Annotated in this window: 12 protein-coding genes; 5 read left to right on the top strand and 7 right to left on the bottom strand. The window is 66.4% G+C overall.

Features of this window, described 5'->3' with window-relative positions; genetic code table 11:
- The first annotated feature begins 45 nt into the window (after positions 1-45).
- Positions 46-867, top strand: coding sequence for an inositol monophosphatase family protein (locus LGT36_RS09635; RefSeq protein WP_226097272.1), 822 nt, complete (start codon positions 46-48; stop codon positions 865-867).
- 35 nt (positions 868-902) lie between these two features.
- Here the strand turns inward: LGT36_RS09635 and LGT36_RS09640 are convergent, their stop codons facing one another.
- From LGT36_RS09640 to LGT36_RS09670, 7 genes are all read right to left on the bottom strand, one after another.
- Positions 903-1,628, bottom strand: a complete 726-nt coding sequence (locus tag LGT36_RS09640; RefSeq protein WP_226097271.1) for an anaerobic ribonucleoside-triphosphate reductase activating protein — start codon at positions 1,626-1,628, stop codon at positions 903-905.
- Between the two features lie 77 nt (positions 1,629-1,705).
- Positions 1,706-3,559 (bottom strand): ribonucleoside triphosphate reductase, encoded by a 1,854-nt coding sequence (locus LGT36_RS09645; protein WP_226097280.1) that lies wholly within the window; start codon positions 3,557-3,559, stop codon positions 1,706-1,708.
- A 491-nt stretch (positions 3,560-4,050) separates the two neighbouring features.
- Complete coding sequence (locus LGT36_RS09650; RefSeq protein WP_226097270.1) at positions 4,051-5,616, bottom strand: methyltransferase; 1,566 nt, start codon at positions 5,614-5,616, stop codon at positions 4,051-4,053.
- Between the two features lie 10 nt (positions 5,617-5,626).
- Positions 5,627-6,181, bottom strand: coding sequence for a GNAT family N-acetyltransferase (locus LGT36_RS09655; RefSeq protein ID WP_226097269.1), 555 nt, complete (start codon positions 6,179-6,181; stop codon positions 5,627-5,629).
- Positions 6,178-7,569 carry a M20/M25/M40 family metallo-hydrolase gene (locus tag LGT36_RS09660; RefSeq protein ID WP_226097268.1) on the bottom strand — a complete coding sequence of 464 codons (1,392 nt, stop codon included), beginning with the start codon at positions 7,567-7,569 and terminating at the stop codon, positions 6,178-6,180. Before LGT36_RS09660 ends, LGT36_RS09655 begins: the two co-directional genes overlap by 4 nt.
- A 33-nt stretch (positions 7,570-7,602) precedes the next feature.
- Positions 7,603-9,090: an MFS transporter gene (locus tag LGT36_RS09665; protein ID WP_226097267.1), complete on the bottom strand. Its 1,488-nt coding sequence runs from the start codon at positions 9,088-9,090 to the stop codon at positions 7,603-7,605.
- A 46-nt stretch (positions 9,091-9,136) separates the two neighbouring features.
- Positions 9,137-11,458, bottom strand: coding sequence for a sodium-translocating pyrophosphatase (locus LGT36_RS09670; RefSeq protein ID WP_226097266.1), 2,322 nt, complete (start codon positions 11,456-11,458; stop codon positions 9,137-9,139).
- A 143-nt stretch (positions 11,459-11,601) separates the two neighbouring features.
- On the opposite strand from LGT36_RS09670, the gene LGT36_RS09675 reads away from it, so the two are divergent.
- From LGT36_RS09675 to LGT36_RS09690, 4 genes are all read left to right on the top strand, one after another.
- Positions 11,602-12,156, top strand: coding sequence for a sigma-70 family RNA polymerase sigma factor (locus LGT36_RS09675; protein ID WP_226097265.1), 555 nt, complete (start codon positions 11,602-11,604; stop codon positions 12,154-12,156).
- Entirely contained in the window at positions 12,149-13,861 is a 1,713-nt protein-coding gene (locus LGT36_RS09680) for a hypothetical protein (RefSeq protein ID WP_226097264.1), read from the top strand. Before LGT36_RS09675 ends, LGT36_RS09680 begins: the two co-directional genes overlap by 8 nt.
- Before the next feature lie 197 nt (positions 13,862-14,058).
- Complete coding sequence (locus LGT36_RS09685; protein WP_226097263.1) at positions 14,059-14,616, top strand: sigma-70 family RNA polymerase sigma factor; 558 nt, start codon at positions 14,059-14,061, stop codon at positions 14,614-14,616.
- Positions 14,613-15,716 (top strand): hypothetical protein, encoded by a 1,104-nt coding sequence (locus tag LGT36_RS09690; RefSeq protein WP_226097262.1) that lies wholly within the window; start codon positions 14,613-14,615, stop codon positions 15,714-15,716. Before LGT36_RS09685 ends, LGT36_RS09690 begins: the two co-directional genes overlap by 4 nt.
- Positions 15,717-15,798 lie beyond the last annotated feature (82 nt).

The following is a 15,798-nucleotide window of genomic DNA, read 5'->3' on the forward strand; positions in this document are numbered from 1 at the left end:
ACTGCCGGAGCGTCGGCCGGGTGCGAGACCTGACACCATGGTGTGGTGACCCTCCCCCAGAACGCGATAACTGCCGACCTGTCCACCGCCGTGCTCGCTGCCATGACCCGAGCCGCAGAGACCGAAATCTTGCCCAGGTGGCGATCACTTGCCGCGTCGGAAATCCGCACCAAGGCTCACGACTGGGACCTCGTGACGGACGCCGACGTCGAGGCAGAAAAGCAACTCACGGTGGCGCTGCGAGACATTCTCGACGTGACGGTGGTGGGCGAAGAGGCAACAGCCGTGAACCCTGCGTTGCTGGACGAGGTCGGCACCGGCGAGCCGTGCTGGGTGGTTGACCCCGTCGACGGCACCCGCAACTTTGTCCACGGCGAAGAGACCTTCGCCTGCATGGTGGCGCTTATTGACGGCGGGCGCACTCAAGCGGCATGGATTACGTACCCCACGACGGGTAGCGAGGTGCACGCTGCGCGGGGCGTCGGCGCGTTTCTTGACGGCCAGCGCCACGTGGCTCCAGCGCCTCCGCGGCCGGAGGCGCTGCGCGGCGCGGTCTCGGCGGTCTACACCGGCAAGGGGGCGGACGACGCTCTGCTGGAGCGGGCGGGGACGCTCGGCCCCGCCTCGCCGATTCGCTTCTGCGCTGGCTGGGACTACCTGGACATCGTCACGGGGCAGACGGACTACACCTCCTTCACGCGCACCTTGCCGTGGGATCACGCGCCAGGAGCGCTCATTGTGAGCGAGGCGGGCCTGCGAGTCGCGCGCTTCGATGGCAGCGAGTACCTGCCAGGAGACAAGCGCACAGGGATTCTGACCGCGCACCCCAGCGTGTGGCAGCGCGTCAGCGACGCCCTTGCGCAGTAGCGCCGTCGCAGCGCGGCACGTCGATCGAGACGGGCCTAGCGAATACCGAGTTCAACGTGGTCACGAGGCGTCATGACGTCCTTGAGGCGGAGGCTACCGAGCGCGCGCTGATACTCCTCCGACGTGCCGTCGGGCCTGGCCTCTTGCAAGACGGGCCGCGGCCCGCCCATCTCTTGGACGCGGTTTACCACCGCCCAGACGTCGTCCCGTGAATGGTGAGTCGGGTCGACGGTAAGTCGCACCTGCAGTTCGCCACCCCACGCGATCGCGATCTCCAGCGACTCCCACGCCTTAGCGCCGGAAGCAGAGATTCCCGTGATGTCCACATAGCCCTCTGGCGTGGCCTTGATGTCGAGGCCGAGCCAGGAGCAATAGGTCAGCGCATCGGCAAGCCGCACGGGATACGCCCCCGCCGAGTGAAGCCCCACACCGAAGCCCATAGCGAGCGCCTCCTGCATGGCTGGGATGAGCGCTCGTTGGCGCGTCGGCTCACCGCCGCTGAAGATCACTCCGTCAAGCTTGCCCATGCGCTGTGCCAGGTGAGATGAGACCGCCGCCCATGGCAGCAGTCCGTCCACGTACATCGGCTGCATGCCGATGTTGTGGCAGTAGGCGCACTCCCACGGACAGCCCTGAGCAAACACGGACGCGACCAACTTGCCCGGCCAGTCGACGGTGGAAAACCGCTCGAATCCCGCAATCTGAAGATCGTCAGCGGCCACCGGGGCGTCGGGACCGAAAAGGCCTGCAACCAGACTCATGTCGCCTCCCCTGCTCGATGGCCGTATGGGCATCGTGGCCGCTGCCCCGGCCGCCGATGCCAGACCAAGGTCCCCCGTCACTCTCCCCGGGCCGCGGGGCCCTCTGACACGCCCTGCTCGCGGAAGTGAGTGCGCTCGGCGTGCTCGCCCTTCTTGCCGATGTTGAACGACTGCACTGGTCGGTGGTAACCCATGACTCTCGTCCACACTTCGCACACCGTGACTTTGTCCTCGGCGGCGCACAGCGGGCACGTGGGCTGCTCTCCGTCGAGGTAGCCGTGACTCGGGCAGATGGAGAAGGTCGGGGTGATCGTGATGTACGGCAGCCGCGCCGACTCGAGCGTGCGCTTGACCAACATCTTGCACGCCTCCGAAGAACTGATGCGCTCCCCCATGTAGAGGTGCAGCACGGTGCCGCCGGTGTACTTGGACTGCATCTCGCTCTGGCGCGCCACCGCCTCGAACGGGTCGGTGGTGAAGCCCACCGGCAGCTGAGAGGAGTTCGTGTAGTACGGGTTCTCGTCGGTGCCCGCTTGGAGGATGCCCTTGTAGCGGCGACGGTCCTCCTTGGCAAAGCGGTATGTGGTGCCCTCCGCCGGCGTGGCCTCCAGGTTGTAGAGGTGTCCGGTGGACTCCTGGAACTCGACCATGCGCTCGCGCACGTGATCGAGAATCTCCAGAGCGAACGCCTCGCCGTCCGGAGTGGTGATGTCGTCAACGTCGTCAGAGAAGTTGCGAATCATCTCGTTGATGCCGTTGACGCCGATGGTGCTGAAGTGGTTGCGCAACGTGCCGAGGTAGCGCTTGGTGTAGGGGAAGAGACCGTCGTCGATCGCTTGGCCGATGACCTCGCGCTTGCGCTCGAGGCTCTCCCTGGACAACTCGAGTAGCCGGTCGAGAGCGCCGTAGAGGGCGGTCTTGTCGCCCTTATAGAGGTAGCCGAGCCTCGCCATGTTGATCGTGACCACGCCGAGTGATCCCGTCTGCTCGGCGGAACCAAACAGACCATTTCCCCGCTTCAGCAGTTCGCGCAAGTCGAGCTGGAGGCGGCAGCACATCGAGCGGACCATGTGCGGCTCCAGGTCCGACGTGATGAAGTTCTGGAAGTAGGGCAGGCCGTACTTGGCCGTCATCTCGAACAGGGCTTCGACGTTGGGGCCATCCCAATCGAAGTCCTTGGTGATGTTGTACGTGGGGATAGGGAACGTGAAGACACGCCCCTGCGCGTCGCCCGTGGTCATCACGTCGATGTACGCGCGGTTGATCATGTCCATCTCGGCCTGCAGGTCGCCGTACGTGAAGTCCATCTCGCGGCCAGCAATGACGGGCACCTGCGGCCGCAGGTCCTCCGGGCAGATCCAGTCGAACGTGAGGTTGGTGAAGGGTGTTTGGGTGCCCCACCGTGACGGCACGTTGAGGTTGTAGATGAGCTCCTGGATGCCCTGCCGCACTTGCGTGTAGTTGAGCCCTTCGAGCCTGATGAAGGGCGCCATGTAGGTGTCGAAGCTCGAGAATGCTTGGGCGCCAGCCCACTCGTTCTGGAGCGTTCCCAAGAAGTTCACGATCTGGCCCACGGCAGAGGAGAAGTGCTTGGCGGGGCTCGCCTCCACCTTGCCGCCGACGCCGTTGAAGCCTTCCGCGAGCAACGTGCGCAGCGACCAACCGGCACAGTAACCAGAGAACATGTCGAGATCGTGCAAGTGGAGATCGCCTGCTCTGTGCGCCTCGCCTACCTCCGGCTCGTACACGTGGCTCAGCCAGTAGTTGGCGATGACCTTTCCAGCCGTGTTCAGGATCAGGCCGCCAAGCGAATAGCCCTGATTCGCGTTCGCGTTGACACGCCAGTCGCGGCGGAACAGATACTCCTCGATCGAGTCCTCCACGCTGATGAGCGGGGTGCCGTTTCGCGGCGTCGTGATGTCGATGCCCATGGTGCGAGGAGCGGCTTCGGCGGTGTCTCTGGCGTCCTGGATGGCGGTCACAATTCTCCTTGAAGAAGCGAGTGGACGACGGCCCGAACACTACATCTAGTGGCGCCATTGCCCGCGAGTACCTACATCTAGTGTTCTACGCCTCTTCGACCGGCGCCATCTGGGACCATCGTCCCGGCCCAGGCGGGTTGCGGCGGACGGGTGCGGGCCGAGCGCAAGCAATGCTGCCCGCCGCCACCGCGCCTCCGCCCTATCCGCACAGCCCGCCGCCACCGCGCCTCCGCCCCATCCGCGCGTTCCGCCGCCACCGCGCCTCCCCCTATCCGCACAGCCCGCCGCCACCGCGCGTAGAAGTCACTACCAGCCGCACGTCGGAAGCCTCCTCCACACGGGGCCGAGCGGTCTGATGTCGCTGCAGTAGTGAGTTTTTGACGGAGCGCGCGCGTGGGCGGGTGCGGGCCGGAGCGAACGCAATGCGGCCCGCTGCAGAACTAGTCGCGCGGCAGCAAGCCGTCCCGCGCAAGGTCGCGCAGCAGCAAGCCGTCCCGCGCAAGCTCGCGCACGGCCGCAGCCAGTCCCGAACGCATCGTGCCCGCATCAACCTCGAGCAGCGCCGCCAGCGCATTCGCAATCTGTCCGCCGGTCAACTCCCCGTCGCACGCTCCCACGAATCCAGCCAGCGCGGTATCGGCCTTGATGGCCCTCCCTAGGCCCCCGCCCTGGCGAATCAAGATGTGCTCAGGATCGTCGAGCGTTGGCCGCCCGTACGTCTCCTTGGTGACATCCGGCGCAACGACCCAGCGCTCGGCAAGCACCTCGTCGTCGCTGCGGACAACGAGCCAATCGTGAGCTTCGAGCACCTGGGCAAGGTGCGGCCCCAGTGGCTGCGCGACGGCGCCCTCGTGCTCCTCCAGCCTGCGCAGTGTCGGCGTGCCGGCGAGCGGTCGCCGCAGCGTGATGATGCCAAAGCCCACCGCCTCGACACCCCGTGCGGCGAAGTCCTTCAGGTACGCCTCGTAGGCCGACTCGAAGCCCTCGCGATCCCGCTCGGGCACCACGCCAGCGTCCCTCAGCCAGGTCTCCGCGTATTCGGCAACGTCCAGGAGATCGCGCTGGATGACCCATGCGTCCAGCGGGACTTCCGCAGCGTCGAGCCACTGCTCGATGCGCTCGCGCCAATCGGTCCCCGCGCGCACCTCCCAGTTCCCCAGCAACTGGGCCAACCCGCCGGGCGCCAAGACGGTGCCGATGTCGCGCATCAGGGCGCCGACGATCCCGTCGCCACCGCGGCGTCCGTCGCGATAGACAAAGCTGGGCGCGCCAGGAGGGGTGATGACAAAGGGTGGGTTGGAGACCACCAGGTCGAACTGCTCGCCAGCGACCGGTTCGAGCAGGGAGCCCTCGCGGAACTCCCACGTTGCTGGCGGCTCATTGAGGCGCCGATTGAACTCGGCGAACGCGAGCGCACGGCGAGAGATATCCGTGGCGACAACGGCGTCGGCGTGAAGCGAGGCGTGCAAGGCCTGGATCCCGCAACCGGTGCCAAGGTCCAAGACCCGGCCGACGCTGGCGCGAGAGGTCGCGGCGGCGAGGGTGGCGCTCGCACCGCCGACGCCGAGCACGTGCTCGGCCGTCAGGGCGGCACCGGTGATCCGCTCGCCGAGGTCGGAGGCTATCCACCAGTGGTGCTCGCCGTCCGCGTCGGCGAAGGAGTATGGGGAAAGGTCGACGGCCGCCGTGACGCGAGCGTCGGCGCCTGCACCGCTGACGTTCACGAGACCGCTCCGCTGGGCGCCATCAACCGTGAGCATCGGCAGAGCATCGGCAGCTTGGGAGAGCGTCAACGCTTCCCCCAAGGTGAACAGGCGGGTCAGCAGCGCGACCGGGTTGTCCACGCGCCTCGCCTCCATGCGGGCGGGCACCACCTGCTCGCGCGCGAGAGCTCGCACCGCGGTCTCACCCACCACCGCGGCGACCGCGTCCACCGTCCATGCGGCGAGGTCCGAGCGCAGGGCCGACGCTGATGACTCATCGATGACGGGCGCAAGAGATGACACACCACGCAGGTTAGCGGCCGGGGCCCTCCTCACGCGTGAGATCCAGAACCCACTCCGTCTCAGGGCCGATCACACTGGTGAACGTGCGTCCCGTGGGCACGAACCCGCAGCGGACATAAGCCGCTTGCGCATGAGTATTATCCCGGTGCACGTCGAGGGTCAGCGCGCGAAGGCCCGCCGCGCGCGCCCACTTCGCCGCGTGATCAATGAGAGCATCAAGAACCCCTTTGCCTCGGCGCTCTGGCTTCACATACACGCCCACAAGGTCTGCGCGATCCTTGGGAACGGCGGCTCCGTGGTGATCGGCGTCTCCGGCGCGACGCAGGAGCACGGCAACCGACCCCATCCACTCGCCGTTGGCCTCAGCCACAAACTGAGCTACGCCATCCGAATGCGCGCCCGTGGATGTGCGCTCGCGCCAGAAGTCGGCGCTGAGCGCCAGCGACGACTCCAGCGTCTCAAGGAAGGCGACCGCCGCGTCCTTGTCGGCTAGCGATTCGAGGCGCAGGTCTCGCACTCGGTCCCACTCGGCCGCGCGGATCCGGCGGACCTCTACCCCGCTCACACCTCGCCCGCCATCAGCGGACCCGTCAACAACGCTCGATAGAACACCACTCCCCGGCCGAGCGACTCGACCTCGACCTTCTCGTTGGGGCCATGCACTGCAGCACGCTGCTGCGCGGACATGCGCAGTGGCGCGAAGCGGTAGACGGCGGGGGCGATCGCGTTGACGTGACGCGCGTCGGACGCGGCCAACATGACGTACGGAACGGTCACGGCGTCGGGGTAGGAGGCGGCGACCGCGTCACGGATGGCGAGCCACCGAGGGTCGTTGCCGCCGGGTGACACAGGCGAAGGTTCGGATCGCTCGAGCACGGAGACCGCGATGCGTTTGTCGTCAATCACGTCAATGAGGCGCGCGACCGCTTGCTCCGTGGAGGTGCCCGTGGCGACCCTGATGTTGAGCACGGCGCTCGCCCGCGTGGCAAGGACATTGTGGGAGGGGCTCGCCGCAAGCATCGTCACCGCCGTAGTGGTGCGGACCATGGCGGCCATCTCTGGCCCGAGCCGCGGCAGCACTCTCGCGATGACAGGGCGCAGCGAGTCGGCGCGCCGGAGGAGGCCCCTCATCGCGAGCGAAGCGTGAGGAGCGACCGTGGCGAAGAGTTCGACCGTCACGTCATTCACTGAGCAAGGGAAGGGGTGCTCCTCTAGCTCGCAAATCGCGGCGGCGACCAGGCCTGCGGCGGACCTCTTGGGAGGAGTGGAGGCGTGACCCCCGGTGCCCTCCGCCGAGATCTCGACCGTGAGGATGCCTTTCTCCGCCACGCCGACGACGGCGAGCTCGCGCTTGACCGTAGGGAAGGCGCCCGTCGCGACGGCGCCGCCTTCATCGAGCACGAGGTAGGGCTCGACGCCTCTGGCCGCGAGCAGCGCGGTCGCCTCGACGGCCGAGCTTCCGTACACCTCCTCGTCGGCGCCCATCAGCACGTAAAGGTCGCGCGGCGGCGTCCAGCCGTCTTCGAGCAACCCCTCGATCGCCTCCAGCATGACCGCCAGAGCGCCCTTGTCATCGAGAGCTCCCCGGCCGTGCACAAACCCGTCTGCGATCACACCGGCAAACGGCGGGCGCTCCCAGCCCTCCGCTTCCCAGTCATCCGGCACGGGCACCACGTCTTGGTGGGCCATGAGAACCACAGGACGGTCGGCTGTCTGGCCAGCGATGCGGAGGAGCAGGCCAGCACGCCCCACCTCGTCGATCTGAGCGGCGGCGAAGGTGCGCGGGTAGTACTCGGTGAGCAGGGAGCGAAAGCGCGCAAAGGACGCCTCAGCCTCGTGCTCGAGGGCCTGCCCCGCTGGAGGCGCCATGGTGGCCACCTGGATCAGACTCGAGAGACGTTGAGCGACTCGGGAGGCCGTCGCGTCCTGCTCCACCTTCTTGCGGCGCTTCATAGCAAACCATCCTGGCGCATTGCGAGGCGTTCGTCAGCGGTCGGTGCCGTTGTGGTTGCGCGGCTCGGGCGCGCCGACCGCCTCGAGCGAAAGCCCCATGGCGTCGGGATCGGCGTTGGTGAACGCCACCTTGGGCACGGTGACGAGCGCGATCACGGCGCCAACAGCCGTCACGCCGCAGATGATCCACACGGTCTGGTAGCCGGTCAGCGAAGCCGCGGTGGTCGTTTCAGGGTCGACGCCAGAGGCGAGCGCGAGGGCGAAGATGGCGGAAGCGAACGCACCGCCCAGCGTCTTGGTGGTGTTGGTGAGCCCCGTCGCCACGCCGGTCTGGTGAGGCGGCGCAGCAGCCGCGGCCATCGCAGGCAAAGCGGCCACCAGGGCGCCGGAGCCAAGCCCCGCCACCACCATGCAGGAGGCGACGATCAGCACAGAGCCGTGGAAGGGCACCAGCGCGAGGTAGCCCACCGCGACCATCGTGGAGGCGCCCATGAGCACCTGCCGCGGCGCGATCATCCGCGACACGCGAGCAAAGACTGCGGCTCCTACCAGCAGGGAGAACACGTACGCACCAATGAGATACGACCTGTTGGCCGAGTCGAGTCCAAGCCCGTAACCCACCTCGGCGGGGTCGGTCGCCGCGAAAGTCGACAGCGGCCCTTGAGCGCCCAAGACCGACACCCCGAAAAGCGCCGACGTGAGCACAACTGGCCACACCGTCGGCCGCGCGAGCAACCGCATGTCAATGACCGGCTCGTCGTGGCCGAGCTCCTTGCGCACGAACAGCCACATGAGCGCGCCGCCCACGAGGATCATGCCGATCACCCAGACGGTCACGCCATCGAGCCGCACGAGCGCAAGACCACCGGTGATCGCAAGCAACGAAAGGCTGAGCAGCACGGTGCCTGCCAAGTCGATGCCGCCCTCACCCCTCGTTCCTGGATCGGGCACCTTGAAGAGCACCACAAAGAAGGCGACGGTCACGAACAGGGCGGGAATGGACAGACTGATCCAGAGCCGGTCAGAGAACAACAGGCCAAACTGGCCGGCGAGCAAGGCGCCTCCAATGGCGCCCGCCTCGAGAGCCACGACGATGATCCCTGCACCCTTGCGCGTCAGTTCGGCCGTGTTCGGGTGCTTGCGCGCCCGCGCGTGAATGATCGCCACGTTCATGGGTAGCCAGACCACGTAGAAGCCCTGAATGGCCCACACGAGAGTGAACAGCCAGAACGACGGCGCAAACGCGATCGCCCACGATGCCGCCCCTGTCACGGCGAGCGAGCCGATGAGCACCTTGCGATGCCCCACGATGTCACCCAGCCGGGCCAGCAGCGGTACCACGATGGCGCTCAGCAACAACTGCGCCGCCTCGAACCAATTGACTTGAGCGTCGTTGATGTCGAGGTGCCGCGCTACGTCGCTGAGCAACGGCGTGTAGTAGCCCTGGATCACGCCAGAGGTGGCCTCGACCACCACGAGCGCGCCCACCACCCCTGCCAGGGGCGAGACCGAGCGTGTCATGCGCGCATCCTCTCAGGCAGAGGTGTCGACATCATGACGCGCCGCCCTAAAGCCGCGCCCGCGCTTCCCGTTCTCCGTGACCTTCTGCCTCGGCGGCCTCGTCGCCCTCAAGCTCAAGGCCCCCTGCGTGCGAACGCCGGGAAGCCGTCGCCACCGCGAACACGGCGATGCCTGCTGCGACGATCGCGATGCCCCACCGAAGCCACGGGTTTGCCCCATCGCCGTAACTCAGCGCCACCACGGCCGGCGCGATGAGCAGGGCCACCAGGTTCATGACCTTGAGCAACGGGTTGATCGCGGGACCGGCCGTGTCCTTGAAGGGGTCCCCGATCGTGTCGCCGATGACGGTGGCCTCGTGGGCCGGCGAGTTCTTGCCGCCGTACTTGCCGTCCTCGACGATCTTCTTGGCGTTGTCCCATGCCCCACCGGAGTTGGACAGGAACACGGCCATGAGCACGCCGGTGCCGATCGCGCCGGCAAGGAACCCTGCCAAGGCACCGACGCCCAGGCCGAAGCCGACGAAGATGGGCGCCATCGCCGCCAGCAAGCCGGGCGTCGTGAGTTCCCGCAGCGAGTCACGCGTGCAGATGTCAACGACGCGCCCGTACTCCGGCCGCTGCTCGCCCGTCATGATGCCAGGCATCTCCCGGAACTGCCGGCGCACCTCGAACACGATCGCGCCCGCTGCCCTCGTGACCGCGTCGATCGCGAGACCCGAGAACAGGAACACGGTCGCGCCGCCAATGATCACGCCCACCAGGGTCAGCGGGTCAATGATCTCGTAGGTGAAGTCGCTCGTGGATGCCGCCGCAGAAGCGATGGCCTCGTTGACCGCATCTGAGTACGAGCCGTAGAGCGCCGTCGCGGCGAGCACGGCTGTCGCAATAGCAATGCCCTTGGTGATCGCCTTGGTGGTGTTGCCCACCGCGTCGAGGTCGGTGAGGATCTGCGAGGCCTCCTCGTCGACCTCCCCCGACATCTCTGCGATGCCTTGGGCGTTGTCGCTCACCGGGCCAAAGGTGTCCATCGCGACAATGACGCCGACGGTGGTGAGCAGCCCGCAGCCAGCAAGGGCCACCAAGAACAGCGCGAGCGACAGCGAACCCGCGGCGACGAAGTACAAGATGACAATCGCGCCAGCGATGACCGTCGCGGTGTAGACGGCGGACTCAAGGCCCAGCCCGATGCCTGAGAGGACCACGGTCGCCGCGCCTGTGCGCGACGTCTCCGCCACGCGCTTGGTAGGCTTCGATGCGGTGTCGGTGAAGTATCCCGTCAGCCACAAGATCGCGCCCGCGAGGCCGATGCCGATGAAGACGGCCACCGTCGCGACGACGCGGGGGTCGGCTTCCAAGTCAGCGAGGGAGGAGCCATTGAACTCGCTGAACGAGCTGGGCAGGTACACGAACGCCGCGATGGCAGACAGCACGGCCCCCACGGCAGCCGAAGTGTAGAAGCCCCTGTTGATGGCGCGCAGCCCGGGCTCGCCCTCGCGCACCTTGGTCATGAACACGCCAAGTGCGGCGGTGAGCGCGCCTACCGACGTCACAATGAGCGGGAAGATGAGGCCTTCTTCGCCGAAGGCCACCTTGCCGAGGATGAGCGCCGCCACGAGCGTCACGGCGTACGACTCGAAGAGGTCGGCGGCCATGCCTGCACAGTCGCCGACGTTGTCGCCCACGTTGTCGGCGATCGTCGCGGGGTTGCGGGGGTCGTCTTCAGGGATGTGGTTCTCGACCTTGCCCACCAAGTCGGCGCCAACGTCGGCCGCTTTGGTGAAGATGCCTCCACCCACGCGCATGAACATGGCCAGGAGCGCTGCGCCAAAGCCGAAGCCCTCAAGCACAGCCGGCGCGTCCTCGCGGAAAATGAAGACGACGGCCGCTGCACCAGCGAGGCCCTGACCCACCACACCCATGCCGACGGCTCCGCCGGTACGGAACGCGATGCGCGCTCCCTTCTCGCGGCCACCTGGCTCTGTCGCGGCAGAGGCCACCCGCACGTTGGCGCGCACGGCAAGCCACATGCCCATATAGCCGATGGAGGCGGAACAAAAGGCGCCCAGCAGGAAGAAGAGCGAACGGCCGATGCGCACCCCCGTGTCGCCTGGCAGCAAGAAGAGCAATCCAAAGACCACCGCCGCGAACACGATGAGCGTGCGCAGTTGGCGGTTGAGGAACGCTGCGGCGCCCTCCTGGATCGCCTTCGCGATCTCCTGCATCTTGGACGTGCCATCGCGAGCGCTCAGCACTTGTTGTCGTAGCGTCCACGACAACAACAGAGCGGCCGCGGCGACGACGCCGATGACCACCACAATGACGACACTTGACTGACCGAATTCCAGGCCGGGGACAGTGGCCAAATGCATTCGTCCTCCTTGACGACCTGCGCGCCCCATTGCGCGCATTGCAGTACGCGGCGAGTCTAGGTCAGAACTCGGTTTCGCGTCTCACACCCAACGTTTCTGACCCGCCGGGCGTCGACATGGTGAAGAGCCTCAAAGGAGGGCACATGGCCAACTGGCTGGATGGGATGGAACGCCTGGTCCGCGAGCGCGAGAAGGCGCTGCTGGGCTACGCGTACGTCGTCTGCGGCGACCCGACGCTTGCCCAGGACCTGGTCCAGGACGCGCTCGTGAAGACGTTCTCGCGGCCCCGTGAGGGCCTGTCGCAAGTCAAGGCAGAGGCCTACGTGCGACGCGCAATCACCACGTTGTACGTGGATCACTACCGGCGCCAGCAGCGGTGGCAGCGCGTGCAGCATCTGTTCAGGCCACAGGTCGTTCAGGAGTCATCGACGGTGTTCTCCGACTTGAGCGCCGACGTCGCAGTCGCGCTTGCCGACTTGCCGCCGCGGGTTCGCGCCTGCGTGGTGCTCCGCTTCTTTGACGACCTGACGGTGCCGGACATCGCCGGCCAACTGGGCCTCGCCCCAGGCTCCGTCAAGCGCTACCTCTCCGATGGAATGCGCGCTCTTGAACTTCGACTCGGCTCCTTGGACGACGCTGACCATGCGTTCACCACGGAAGTCGACGTTGCCACCACGAAAGGACACTCCCATGACTAGGCTCTCGGATCACTTGCGCGGGCTTGCCGATAGGGCTCCCGTGGCCGACTCCACGATCTCGGTGGACGTCGCGTCCCGGCGGATTCACCGCCAGCGCAGGCTGCGCGCCGGCGCCAACGCTGCCGCTGGGCTGGGTGCTGCCGCCGTGATCGCGGTCGCAGCCGTTAACCCTGGTGCAGGAGGAAACGACCTCGCGGCCGACGCTGCGGCGCCAGACATCGCCGGCGGCGCGAGTGACGGAGCGATGGCCACGGAAGACCAGGCGACTCGACTCGCATGGGGCTTGTGCGGCTCATACCCACTCGAGGAGCTCGTCGCGGTGGACCCCGTCAACTCGCTGACCTTGAGAGGCGCCCCTGAAGAGGCGACAGGCGGCGCGGCGATCACTCTCGACGCGACCCTCATGCCCGCATCATCAGGCGAGGTGGAGACCTTCGGTCCTCAAGCGCTCGTGTTGTGGAACGGCATGGTGGTTGCCTCAGGCGCAACTGAGGCCGTCGACGCCGCTGTCCTGTCGCTGACGGCAGGCGAGGCGATCGAACAGTCCGTGGCAATCGACCTCGTTGACTGCTGGGAAGGGGCGCCTCTGCCCGGCGGCAAGTACCAGGTGATTGCGGTTCAGGAACTGTACTCGGCGCTCGCTGAAGAGCCCGCACTGCCGGAAGAGCCTGTGACGGAGCCTGGCACCGAGCCGGGCACCATCGAGCCTGCCAACACCGAGCCAGCCTCTCCTGACACTCCTGTTGACGATGGCACCGTCACGAGCGGGGGCCTCGCCGCCGACGCCGTTGACTACGTTCGCGTGGTGTCCACTCCTGTGGACTTCGCCGTCGCCGGCGACGTTCCCGACGACCCCTTCGGGCAGTACCAGCCCAAGCCCGTCGAGCCGGTTGAGCTCCCTGACGACGCGCTCACGCCCGCCGCAGCACGCGCCGAGTTTGCGGCCCGCGCGACCATGACTCCATGGGCGATGCAGAAGGGCTCTCAACGAGTGGTCAAGGTCAACGACTCGCTTGAGGACAACCCCGACACAGCCTGGGAGCGGAACTTCTTTGGCTGCACGTGGGACTCCACCACCAAGTCGACCTTCCCGGCGACGAGTGCCTCGTGGGATCTGCTCGGGGTCACGGCAAGCCTGCCCGGCACCATCGATGTCTCGTACGGCTGGGTGGTCGAGGGCAACCCGACCGTCGAGCTCGAGGTCACCAACGTGTCCGGGTACACCCTCCCTGGGTACTGGGGCTCCGACCCCAACACCGCGCTCATGTTGGTGAGAGACGGCGCGGTGGTCGCGGAGGGCTACCCCGTGGCGAGGGACCGCGACGGCCAGTACAGCGAGATAGACATCGCGCAAGACTCGATGCTGAGCCCTGGAGAAACCCTCGGAGGGACCTACCTGTGGCGCGAAGTGAATGCTTGCTCCACTGATGGCGGCTCGGCCGAACTAGCGCCGGGTACCTACACGGTGGTCAACGTCCAGTCGGTCTACATCGAGACTGGCCAGCCGTACTACGAGACCTTTGGCGAAGAAGGTGTTCCAGAGGTCGCCATCGATACCCCGGTGGCCAGGGACGGCGCGGCAACTGCTGGAGACGGCGGCGATGCGGCAGGATCATCGACGAGCGCTATCGCTCCGGCACCTGTTGACTACGACTGGCTCGAACTGCAGGTCTGGACCTCGCTTGGAACTGTCACGGTGAGCTGAATTCCCGTTCCCTCGCCGTGCCTCGGCGCGGCCGACGCCCCCCTCGTCGGCCGCGCCGCTTTTCTGTCTCCTCCTAGAAATCCTCGCGACATGCCGTGACCGCCCATGTGAGATATCTCACAAAGGAAGTTCCCGCCCCAAGGTTTCTGTCCCCCGGTCCGTATCAATAGGTACAAGCGCCAGCCAAGGGAGACTGCGTGAACAAGTGGGCGGACGTCCTCGAACGGCTGGTGCGTGAGCGCGGCCGTTCACTCGTGACGTACGGATACCTGCTCACTGGCAACAGCCGTGACGCAGAAGATCTCTTTCACGACGCCGTCGTGAAGACCTTCGCGCGAGGCAGAGCGTCGGTATCGCTCGGCGAGGCAGAGGCCTATGTGCGGCGCGCGATGTTCTCCGCACACATGGACGCTGGTCGCAGGGATTCGGCGTGGCGGCGCGTGTTCCACTTGCTTGGCAACGACGAAGCACAATCGTCCGACGCTACCGCCGTCGAGTTCCGCACCGACCTTCACGAGGCACTGCAGCAACTCACCCCACGCGAGCGCGCCTGCACCGTACTCCGCTTCTATGACGACCTCACTGCAGTCGCCATTGCCCGCGAACTCGGCATCACGGAGGGCGCGGTGCGCCGCTACCTCTCGGATGCCGCCGTGAAACTGCGCGCGACGCTCGGAGCCTTCCACGACAACCCCTCGGAGGGTGTCGCGTACGCACAAGTCAACGAAACCTCACGAAAGGGGGCGCTCCCATGAACATCAACGACGAGATGAGAGAACTCGCCACACAGGGCGGCCTGGCGTACGCGCCCAGTGATGACATGATCGCCGACCTCTTGGGCCGCACCAGGCGAGCCCGCTCCACCAGGCAATCGGTCGCGACGATCGCCACCACGGTGGGTGCGATGGCTCTCGGTCTTGGCGCCGCTCAGGCCTATAGCGCCGCGAAGGACGATCCGGCCTTCAGGGATCGCAACATCATCAACAACAAGGACGGACTCACCCCGATCGAGTTGTACCGCGCCAAGTTCGGGGCCGATAACCCCACGCGCAATTACGACTCCCAGGTCGACCTGAGTTCGATCATCGACAAGCTGAAGACGGCGGCGCAGACCGACCCGAACCCTCCGAACGTCAAGACCGTCATCCCGGCCAGCGGCGGTACGTCGGGGTCAGGCAAGACCTCCGGCTCCACCGGTTCAACAGCGAAGGACCCCTACGCCGAGTGCAAGGCCGACCACCCGGACAAGCCGTACAAGTACTTCGATTGCGCCAAGCAACAGTGGATCATCAAGGACGGTTGGTACAAGGATCCGGCGAACTCGACGTACTACGAGTGCGCCAACCAGCCCGCCTACGTGGGCTACACGTACAACTGCTCCACCGGCTCCTATGCGCCGAAGTCCGGATACTTCCTGTTCGGCAATGGCGCCGTCTACAAGGCGATCACGTGGACGGATGCTGCGACGGGGGCCTCCTCGCTCGGCAACTGGAGCGGTAGCGGCAACTGGGGCGGATGGGACAACAAGGCGATTCTGGTCTCCTCCGGCTCAAGCACCTACAGCGAGTACAAGTACATGGCTGGCGATGCGACCTGGAGCGGCTCCACCTGTACGGGCAAGACGGCGTCGAAGTACGGCGCGACCCTGCAACTGAGTTGCCTACCCACGTGGAAGGTTGAATCGCTCGGCCTGAACAATGGCAGCCCCAAGATCTCCAACGACTGGATCCTCCGCGACACGCATCTGAAGTGGTTCGACCCGGACTGCAGATATGCCGATCCCCTCAACCCACCTGAGGGATGGACGTGGACGGGATCGGCGTGGACGGAGACGCCGGTCACTCCCAGTCCATAGCAGACGGTTTCAACGGTGCCTCGTCAGCGCTGCTGAAAGCCAGGATCGCCAGTCGGGCGGTTGCGTGAATCCCACGCAGCAC

The organism is Demequina sp. TMPB413 (assembly GCF_020447105.2).
Taxonomy (GTDB): Bacteria; Actinomycetota; Actinomycetes; order Actinomycetales; family Demequinaceae; genus Demequina.

Coding starts and splice junctions, on each gene's coding strand:
- LGT36_RS09675 (WP_226097265.1), top strand. CDS start 11,602: ATGGCCAACTGGCTGGATGGGATGGAACGCCTGGTCCGCGAGCGCGAG.
- LGT36_RS09690 (WP_226097262.1), top strand. CDS start 14,613: ATGAACATCAACGACGAGATGAGAGAACTCGCCACACAGGGCGGCCTG.
- LGT36_RS09680 (WP_226097264.1), top strand. CDS start 12,149: ATGACTAGGCTCTCGGATCACTTGCGCGGGCTTGCCGATAGGGCTCCC.
- LGT36_RS09665 (WP_226097267.1), bottom strand. CDS start 9,090: ATGACACGCTCGGTCTCGCCCCTGGCAGGGGTGGTGGGCGCGCTCGTG.
- LGT36_RS09670 (WP_226097266.1), bottom strand. CDS start 11,458: ATGCATTTGGCCACTGTCCCCGGCCTGGAATTCGGTCAGTCAAGTGTC.
- LGT36_RS09645 (WP_226097280.1), bottom strand. CDS start 3,559: ATGGGCATCGACATCACGACGCCGCGAAACGGCACCCCGCTCATCAGC.
- LGT36_RS09640 (WP_226097271.1), bottom strand. CDS start 1,628: ATGAGTCTGGTTGCAGGCCTTTTCGGTCCCGACGCCCCGGTGGCCGCT.
- LGT36_RS09660 (WP_226097268.1), bottom strand. CDS start 7,569: ATGAAGCGCCGCAAGAAGGTGGAGCAGGACGCGACGGCCTCCCGAGTC.